This is a genomic window from Spiroplasma endosymbiont of Megaselia nigra, assembly GCF_003987485.1.
GTDB lineage: Bacteria > Bacillota_I > Bacilli_A > Mycoplasmatales > Mycoplasmataceae > Spiroplasma.
In genome coordinates this window covers 1-2,461 of record NZ_RCOO01000165.1, presented here as the reverse complement: position 1 = coordinate 2,461, position 2,461 = coordinate 1, and the positions used below count along the sequence as shown (strand labels likewise).

The 2,461-nt window shown below is 24.9% G+C and carries 2 protein-coding genes and 1 pseudogene; 2 read left to right on the top strand and 1 reads right to left on the bottom strand.

From position 1 onward, the window contains the following. Together D9R21_RS07395 and D9R21_RS05700 are read left to right on the top strand one after the other, a co-directional pair. Positions 1-720 (top strand): hypothetical protein (locus D9R21_RS07395; RefSeq protein ID WP_158613931.1); only part of this gene is annotated, 720 nt, incomplete at its 5' end. Positions 721-750: 30 nt separating this feature from the next. Beyond that, positions 751-2,223 (top strand): hypothetical protein, encoded by a 1,473-nt coding sequence (locus D9R21_RS05700; protein ID WP_126821444.1) that lies wholly within the window; start codon positions 751-753, stop codon positions 2,221-2,223. A 57-nt stretch (positions 2,224-2,280) separates the two neighbouring features. Here the strand turns inward: D9R21_RS05700 and D9R21_RS07390 are convergent. Continuing rightward, a pseudogene (locus D9R21_RS07390) lies at positions 2,281-2,461 on the bottom strand (IS3 family transposase); the annotation flags it as partial.

The following is a 2,461-nucleotide window of genomic DNA, read 5'->3' as shown; positions in this document are numbered from 1 at the left end:
ATGGCAGTTAAATTTTATGGTAATCCAATCTTTTTTGATATGCCAGTTATTGGGCGACCAATTATTAAAGGTCAATTTAATAAAAAAGTAATGAATTCACGTGATTTATTAATGTATAACATGTATCCTGCACCACCTGATAAAATAAATACTTATGCTTCACCAGAAGTAAGTTGATATAACATTCAAGGTATTCAACCAACTATGATAACTGGTTATGAAGATTGAAAAAAAGATATGGAAAGTAGATACGACTTTTGAAAACAAAAAAATAGTGAAGGTATTGTTATAACTGACCCCACTACTACATCAGCAACTAATTCTTCTGTTGGTAGAAATATTCATACAGAAGATAAAGATTCTAAATTTTATTGATCAAAAGATTGAAAAATAACACCACCAGCAAAAATAAAAACAAATGGTGGAACAGTTGATAATATTATTAGTACGCAAGCGTCATCATATTTTAGAATAAAAGATGAATTTGGTAATACATTAGGACAAGTTCAAATTGAATATAATAAAATGGGTTCATGTAATGTTTGAGATATTTTAAATATGAATAATTTTATTAATCGCCAAGTTACTGTTTTACCTTTAAACTATACACAAAAATTAGTGTTTAACCCTTTTACTATCCCGGGCGGAGTTGGTAAATTCTTAAACTTTATTTCATTTGGTATTCCGTGAGGTTGAGTAATTAATCAAAATGAAAAATAATGACCTAATTTTCAATGACTTAATGGTTTTATGAGTGCTAATATTTATAGTTTTTATAATGATGCATTTTGATCGGAAAACTCAAAAGGAAAAGGTTATTTACCGTTTGAAATATTTAGAGAACAAGGCAATGATAAAGTTGGTGCTATTTTTGGAGCAAATTCTACTAGTTTAGGTTTTACTACTTTATTAACTGATAAATGCAAAGGTACTGTTTTAACTAATGATGGTAAACCAACTAAGGAATTAGTTTATTCAACTTATAATCTAAAACAATTAAATCCTAAAACTAATCTAGTTTATTTAATTAATGAATTAGTAAGAGCAGTTGATGCACAAACACCAGTTAGTGATAGTGAAAAAGATAATGATTGTGAATTTTTACAAACACCAAATGGGACAAATTGTAGTTATATAATTGATATGTTTTCAATTCAAGCCTTATATAAAGGTAATTTTGAAATTATCTTCTATGCTGATAACCCATATACTAATAATGAAGAAGATTATTTACGCTTATCAGTATGGATTTTTCGTGGTAAAACAAAAAGTACACTAAATAATTATTTACGAGATATGACAACTAATTATAAAACTAGTTTCTTATTACCACATGACTATGAAATACCAACATTTAATTACCCACAATATGTATTACCGCCAGTTCCATATAATTATAAAGAATATATCAAAGATATCTGAGATGCTAATACAATCCAACCATTAAAAACTAAAATTATAGCACTAGCACAATGTAAACTAAAAGAAGGAACTGGATGATATAAAAATTTATTTTCTGATGAATTTAATGAAGCATATTATGAAATTGAAATTGATTTAAAACAAATTGACCCAACTATTCAGAGTATCAGTAAATTTCAAGATGCTTATAAAACGATTGAAATAAGTAATCTTAATAATTTACAAGTTGAATGTGGACCACCAAATATAGAAAATTTTATTCCTAATAGAAATGTTAATTTAATAGGAGGTCCTGATGCTTGTTCTTTTAATTTAGGCTTATTAAAAAATATATCTTTATTCCAAAAAGGTTCTTCACAAATAGATAAAATTAATTTTGATAATACAATAACTTTATATACTAAAAATATAAAAGTAAATGATACTGAAACAAAATACACAACTGGTTTTGCTAATGGTTTGCAAGGAAATAATTATAAAAATAGATATCACATGCCAAAATCATTTTTAGGTAATTGAGATATTTACTTTTTACTTCAAATAACAAAATTATTTGATACTGATTACCTCATTGAGGATAAAATTAAAGAAACATATTTACAAGCATATTATACTAATGATGTAAAATTAAAAATTAGATTTTCAAAAATAATATTTGCTAAATTATTATGATACTATATGAATGAAGATTTTCATTTTGGTAATGATAAATATATAACAATAGATATTAATAATCCAAATGTATTAGGTATTAAAAATAAAAGTAATAACTCAGTTAAAATCACAATAAAACCAAGGTAAAAATAAAAAGAGATTTAATAGAGTGCACCCCAAAAAGTAAGTATTAGTAAAAAAGGTTTATAAACTTTTATTTATTATATCCTTTTCTTTGCGGCTTGAATATCATTTATTTCATTTTTTAACATCATTAATATATTCATCATGCGATAAGTAAATATTGTTATGAATTGTTGCTTTTTTTAATAAAGAATGAAAACTTTCAATAACAATATTATCAGCACAATGATAATTTTTACCC